This is a genomic window from Microcystis sp. M53598_WE2, assembly GCF_030067735.1.
Classification (GTDB): domain Bacteria; phylum Cyanobacteriota; class Cyanobacteriia; order Cyanobacteriales; family Microcystaceae; genus Microcystis; species Microcystis aeruginosa.
Window position 1 is genome coordinate 1 of sequence record NZ_JASJFE010000459.1, and the last position, 7,185, is coordinate 7,185.

At 41.6% G+C, this 7,185-nt stretch carries 2 protein-coding genes; both read right to left on the reverse strand.

The annotated features are described in order from the left end of the window. The coding region (locus PX636_RS09560; RefSeq protein ID WP_288116927.1) for a condensation domain-containing protein at window positions 1-1,429 on the reverse strand (1,429 nt) is incomplete at its 3' end. Window positions 1,430-1,594: 165 nt separating this feature from the next. After that, the coding region (locus PX636_RS09565; RefSeq protein ID WP_288116929.1) for a non-ribosomal peptide synthetase at window positions 1,595-7,185 on the reverse strand (5,591 nt) is incomplete at its 5' end.

A 7,185-nucleotide genomic window follows, 5' to 3' on the forward strand; every position in this document is an offset into this window, starting at 1 on the left:
AATCCGTACTATAACACCAAACCGCTTCTAAACGATCAGAAACTTCCCAAAAATTTACCTCTAAATCAAATCGCGCTTTAAGCTCAACAGATAAAGGCAAACTCTCCATCTTTAAGCCAGATAAACTGGCCTCAGATTGGGGAGTATTTTGCAGAGAAAACATCACCTGTACCAAAGGATTACGGCTTAAATCTCGGTCTAATTGTAATCTTTCTACTAACATTTCAAAAGGCAAATCTTGATGGGCATAAGCTGATAAAGTTGTTTGCTTTACTCGTTCTAATAACTCCAGAAAACTCGGATTTCCCGACATATCACCCCTTAAAGCCAAAGTATTGGCAAAAAAGCCCATTAATTTCTCAATTGCCGAACTATTACGATTAGCGATGGGAGAACCCACCAAAACATCTAATTGACCACTATAACGAGAAATTAGGACAAAAAAAGCCGCCAGTAAAGTCATAAATAGTGTTGCTCCTGACTCCTGACTTAACCTTTTGAGGCGTTGTGTTAAGTCTTGATTCAGGCGAAAAACCTGCCCATCACCCCGGAAACTAGGAATTGGAGGACGGGGATAATCCGTTGGCAATTCTAAAATAGTAGGTGCATCTTGTAACTGTTTTTGCCAGTAATTAAGTTGACGTTCTAAGACTTCACCGGTGAGCCATTGACGTTGCCATACGGCAAAATCGGCGTATTGAATCGATAATTCAGGGAGAGGGGAAGGCAACCCCCGGACAAAGGCCGCATAAAGTTGAGATAATTCACCAAAGAAGATGCTCAAAGACCAACCATCGTAAATAATATGGTGCATCTTCAACAGCAATACATACTCTTGGGAACTGAGTTTAAGTAACTTAAATTGGACTAATGATTCCTTGGCTAGATTAAAGGGTTTTAAGGAGAAAGCAATCGCTATTTCTTGCAGATGTTCTGTTTGTTCATTCTTTGATAAACCTTGTAAATCTTCCAGGGGTAAACTTACGGTTGAAGGGGGAGCAATGCGCTGAATTGGTTGCCCTTCTACCATAGGAAAAGTGGTTCTTAAAATTTCGTGACGGCGAATCAGTTCACTGAGACTTTGTTCTAAAGCCAACAGATTGAGGGAGCCTTCTAACCGTAAAGCGTCCAACAGATTATAGGAATGACTATCGGGAGAAAGTTGCTGCAGAAACCAGAGTCGTTGTTGAGCAAAAGAGAGGGGTAAATCCTGATCCCGTGACACGGGAATAATCTCTAAATCAACAGTATTAGTTGGGATTTTTGCCGCTCTTAAAAAGTCCAAAATTTCAGGTTTTTTGGCGGCGATTTCTTCTTTAATTTCTGGGGTCATAACCCCTTTGGGAGCCTGAAAACGAAGTTTTTCGCCTTCCAGCCATAGTTTAATCTCTAAACCCTTCAAATACGCTAAAAAATCTCCTACTTTCACTTACCAATTGCCTCCAAAGTTGTTGTTAAATTAGCTCTAAATCACGAAGTTTGCCCTGAGGATGTAAAAGTACATCAGATTGCCATTGACTAGGATCAATATTTGTCCTTTGCCGTTTTAACTGTCTTGCTAAACTATTGATATCAGCTAAAACTTTAACTGTTTTTATAATTCACCATCCTCATAATCTTCCAAGCTTTCAGTCATAGCTGTTTCTCCCGGTGCAACGGTAAGAACTTCAATGATTTGGGCTAAATTAGCGATAGTTGGGTATTCCAGCAGATTTTGTAAAGACAATTCCACCGAGAAAAGATCGCGGGAACGGGAAATAACCTGAGTCGCTAACAAAGAATGTCCTCCCAATTCAAAGAAATTATCCTTAATTCCAATACGTTCGACTCCCAAAACTTCACTCCAAATTTGAGACATTTGAGTTTCAATCGGGGTACGAGGTGCGAGAAATCCCGTAGCTAAATTGCGTGTAGCTGTATCGGGTGTAGGCAAAGCCAGCCGATCTACTTTACCATTAGGAGTCAAAGGTAGGGTATTAAGCAAAACAAAAGCCTGGGGAACCATATAACTAGGTAGCTTTTGTTGGACAAATTCCCGCATCTGTGGTATCAGCTTCTGGACTAATTTACCATATAGAGGATTATTCGTATAATCAGTCCAGGATTTGGGAATAATCCTCTCATCATCCCAAAAATTGGGGTATGGTTGTTCATCAACTTTACTTATTATCGGTTCTAAGATGGCATTCTGGCGACAGAAAACCACATCGAAAGAACCATCTTGACTACCTTCCCACCAACTGAGATGAACAGTGTAACCTAACTGTTCTCCCAGTTGCCACATTTGCTCAGGATTAATCCCTATCCCGCTATTTTTTGCTAACAATTGCCGCAATTCTCCCACCGTTGTTACCCCAGGAGGATTTTCTAAACAGTCTAAAATTTGTAGTGCCTTTTGTAATCGTTGATTGGGTACATCTCTGATGCCTAAATATTCTGGTTGTTCCAGTTTTAGTTTATCTTGCAGTTGCCCTAAAGAAAACCGATCCCGCTGCCAATTTAGCCAAGGAATTGTCGTTTTTTCCCCATCAGTATCCAGATGTAAAGTAACATCATAGCGGAATTGGGTTAACTCATTGTCAGCCTGACCCCGTTTCGGGGCAATTTCTACCCAAGAAATTCGCGGAAAACGTTGTTTAAGCGCGATAAAGAACTGAGGTGCAATTAACAATTCTTCTTCGGTAGCTACACTTTGATTCACCTGTTTTTGCCATTCTTCAAGGGTTTTATTAGCTTCAGCACGAGCTAACTGTACCGCGGCATGGTAAGGCTCTAGTAAGGACAAACTACGGATATCACCTAAGAAAATCTTACCCCGATCTGCAATCGCCTTCACTGCTCCTGCGATAACTTGTAATAGATAATCCACACTAGGGAAATACTGAACAACAGAGTTAATCACTACTCGATCAAAAGTAGCTTGGGGAATGCCGGTAAAATCATCGGCTGTTCGGTGTAATAATTTTACTTTGCCCTCTAAACCCTCAATTGTGCCACATAAATGTTCGAGGTTATTAATAGTAGCAGCGGAATAATCGGCTCCCCAATATTCCTGACAATGTTTCGCCACACGGAATAGCAATAATCCACTTCCGCAACCAATTTCTAACACTCGTTGCGGTGGTTGATTTCCTAAAATTCGGCTCACTGTCTGATCAACCCATTCCTGCATTTCTGCTGCGGGAATAGCTTGTCCCGTATAACTACTATTCCAACCACTAATATTAAAAGTGGGGTCCTCGGTTTGAGGTTGGGGTTTACTGTAGGATTCTTCGTAAATCTTTTGCCAATCACTAACATATTCACTCTGCCATTGAGCAAGCTGTTCAGGCAATACTTGACCCTTGAGAGCCGGAACTAAGTAGGCTACCAAATTAGTATTAAGCTGGTCTTGATCATGATCACTTGCCTGATCAGCGCGAGCCATCACAACCGCTTCTTGTACTAGGGGATGTTGGCTCAAAACTGCTTCAATTTCCCCTAATTCAAGGCGGAAACCCCTTACTTTAACCTGATTGTCAATTCGTCCCAAATATTCAATTCTTCCATCAGGTAAATAACGGGCTAAATCTCCCGTTTTGTATAATTTTGACGGCTGCTCTCCCCCCTTATCAAGGGGGGTTAGGGGGGGATCAAGGGAGACAAACGGGTTAGAGATAAATTTCTCTGCTGTCAATTCTGGGCGATTCAAATAACCTCTGGCTACCCCTGCTCCTCCGATATGTAATTCCCCGGGTACACCGATAGGAACCGGTTGTAAATGCGAGTCTAAAATATAAACCTGCACATGAGGAATTGGCCGACCAATAGTTATTTTTTCATCAACCGGCGTACATTTAGCTACCGTTGCACAAACACTTCCTTCTGTGGGTCCATAACCATTAAAGAAATTTCGTCCCTGGGACCATTTTTTCACCAATTCAGGAGAACAAGCTTCCCCGGCGACAATAATAGTTTGCAGAGAGGAAAGATTTTCCCAAGACAGAACCGCTAAAGCTGATGGCGGTAGAGTAATATGAGTAATCTTATTCTCCCGTAATTGCTTGATTAAGGGTAAACCGGGCATTAAATTTTCTTTACTTGCCAAATAAAGTGTCGCTCCCGCTCCCAAAGCCATCAAAACTTCTGAAATACAGGCATCAAAACTAAAAGAAGCAAACTGAAGCACTCGACTCTGAGAAGACACAGCAAAAGTCTGAATTTGCGCCAGAGCAAGGTTACACAACCCTTGATGTTCAACCATCACCCCTTTAGGTTTACCCGTAGAACCAGAAGTATAAATTACATTAGCCAAATTAGAAGCTGTTACCTTCCCCGTCAAATTATCCTGGTTCATTGGTTTAATTTCTTGCCAAATTTCAGCTAAAAATACAGTTTTAGCTTGATGATTTGGGAGTTTATCAATCAGGGAACTTTGGGTTAGTAATAAGGGTACTTGACTATCCTCTAACATAAATTGTAAGCGTTCTTGAGGATATTCTGGGTCAAGGGGTAGATAGGCAGCACCGGCTTTAAGGATGCCTATTAATGCCACAATCATGTCTAAAGAGCGCTCTACACATAAACCGACTATTACCTCGGTTTCTACACCTAAAGAGCGTAAATAGTGAGCTAGTTGATTGGCCCGACTATTTAATTCTGCATAGGTCAACTGTTGATTTTCAAAGACTACTGCTACTCCATCAGGGGTACGCGCTGCTTGTTCCTCAATTAATTGATGAATACACTTGTTATAGGAGTAATCAGCTTTTGTCTCATTCCAACCCTCTAATAGTTGATACTCTTCCTCTGGGTTTAATAAGGGTAGTGAAGCTAATGATTGACGGGGATTTTCCACAATTGCCGCCAACAAAGTCTTAAAATGAGTCATCATACGGACAATAGTTTCAGCATCAAATAAATCCCTGTTATAAGAGCAAAAACCGCCCAATCCTTCGGCTGCATCCCAGAGGTAAACTTCTAAGTCAACCCTAACTGAATCAAGTCCCGATGGTATCTCCTCAATGTTTACTCCGGGTAAATCCCAGGGAGAACTAGGAGCATTCTGAAGGGCAAAAACTATCTGTGTTAAAGGATTACGATCTAAATGACGCTCAATTTGCAATTTTTCGACTAACATCTCGAAGGGTAAATCTTGATGGTCGTAGGTGTCTTGAGTAGTTTGTCTGACCTGCGCGAGAAAATCTTCAAAGGTCGGGTCTTGAGATAAATCAAATCTTAACACTAAACTATTGACAAAAAAGCCAATTAACCCTTCAATTTCGGTGCGGTTACGGTTAGCAATTGGTGAACCAATTACCACATCTGTTTGTTGACTATAACGAGATAGTAACACAGCAAAACCCGCTAGTAATGTCATAAAGAGAGTGCTACCGGACTCTTGACTGAGTTTTTTAAGCTGTTGCGTTAGTTGACTATCTAGTTGCAGTCGCTCCGTCCCTCCGCGAAAACTTTGGATTGCTGGCCGGGGACGGTCTGTGGGAAGTTGGTGTAGTAGGGGAACCCCGGTTAATTGTTGCTTCCAGTAGCTTAATTGACGGTCTAATACTTCATTAGTTAACCATTGACGCTGCCACAGGGCAAAGTCAGCATACTGTATTGATAAATCAGGTAAATCTGCTTTTGTCCCGGTGCAGAAACTTCGATAATAGACTGATAATTCGTCGATTAAAACACCTATTGACCAACCATCCGCTGCAATATGATGAATGGCTAATAATAGTACATATTCCTCTGTCTTGACTTGCCATAATTTGACTCGTAATACTGACCCTGATTCGAGATCAAAAGGTTCGGATGCTGCTGCTAATAACAGGTTTTTTACCTGTTGCTCAGAATGACTGAGGTTTTGCAGATTGACAACTGGTAAGGTGAAGGTTACATTAGGATCGATCGCTTGTATTGGTTTGTTATCTTTGAGTTTAAACTGAGTCCGTAGGGGTTCATGGCGTTGAATAATTGCCTGGAAAGCTTTTTCTAAGGCTTTAACATTGAGATTTCCGCGCAAACGCATCGTTAAATCAATAGTATAAGCCCCACTTTCTCCTTCTAATTGATTCACAAACCAGAGACGTTCCTGGGCCCAGGATAGGGGAATATCATCCTCTCGATTAACGGGGACAATTGATGGTAGCTTTAACCCTAAACCTGTTTGCAGTTCTTTTAAAATTACCGCACTTAACTGAGCAATAGTTGGAGATTCAAACAGATAACGCAAGGGTAAAACAATCTCAAAGGTTTCCTGTAATCGAGAAATAACTTGAGTTGCCAACAGAGAATGTCCACCTAATTCAAAGAAATTATCCTCAATACTGACTCGTTTTAATTTCAGTACCTCACCCCAAATCTGCCCCATTTTTTCTTCAATGGGATTACGGGGAGCTATATATTCACCTTGGCCCTGTAAATCGGGAACGGGTAAAGCGCGGCGGTCTATTTTGCCATTGGGAGTTAAGGGGAAAGCATCAAGACGAATAAACGCAGTAGGAACCATATAGTCGGGTAATTTTGCTCGCAAAAATTGCCGTATTTCGTTAATTGTCAGGTTGATTTCGGGTTGCGGTACAACGTAAGCAACTAAGCGTTTATCCCCTAGATTATCTTCACGAACAATCACACAAGAAGACTGTACCGCCTCATTTTGGTTGAGTAAGGCCTCAATTTCTCCTAATTCAATACGGAAGCCGCGAAGTTTTACTTGATTGTCAATGCGTCCTAAATATTCGATTTTACCATCGGGTAAATAACGGGCTAAGTCTCCCGTTTTATATAATTTTGACGGCTCATTGCCCCCCTTATTAAGGGGGGTTGGGGGGATCACTTCATCCTTCTCAAAAGGATTAGGAATAAATTTTTCTTGGGTTAATTCGGGACGATTGAGATAACCCCGCGCTAATCCCATACCACCAATATGTAATTCTCCCGGAACACCAATCGGGACAGGTTGTAAATGGGAGTCTAAGATATAAATTTGGGTGTTAGCAATGGGGCGACCAATAGTTACTTTCAGGGTTTCATCTGTCCATTTTTCTACCGTGGCACAAACGCTGGTTTCTGTCGGTCCATAAGCATTAAAGAAATTTCTCCCTCTAGCCCATTGTTTGATCAATTCTTCTGAACAAGCTTCTCCCCCTACAATAATAGTTTGTAACTCTGGGATTTCTTCTAGGGGCAAAGCCGCTAAGG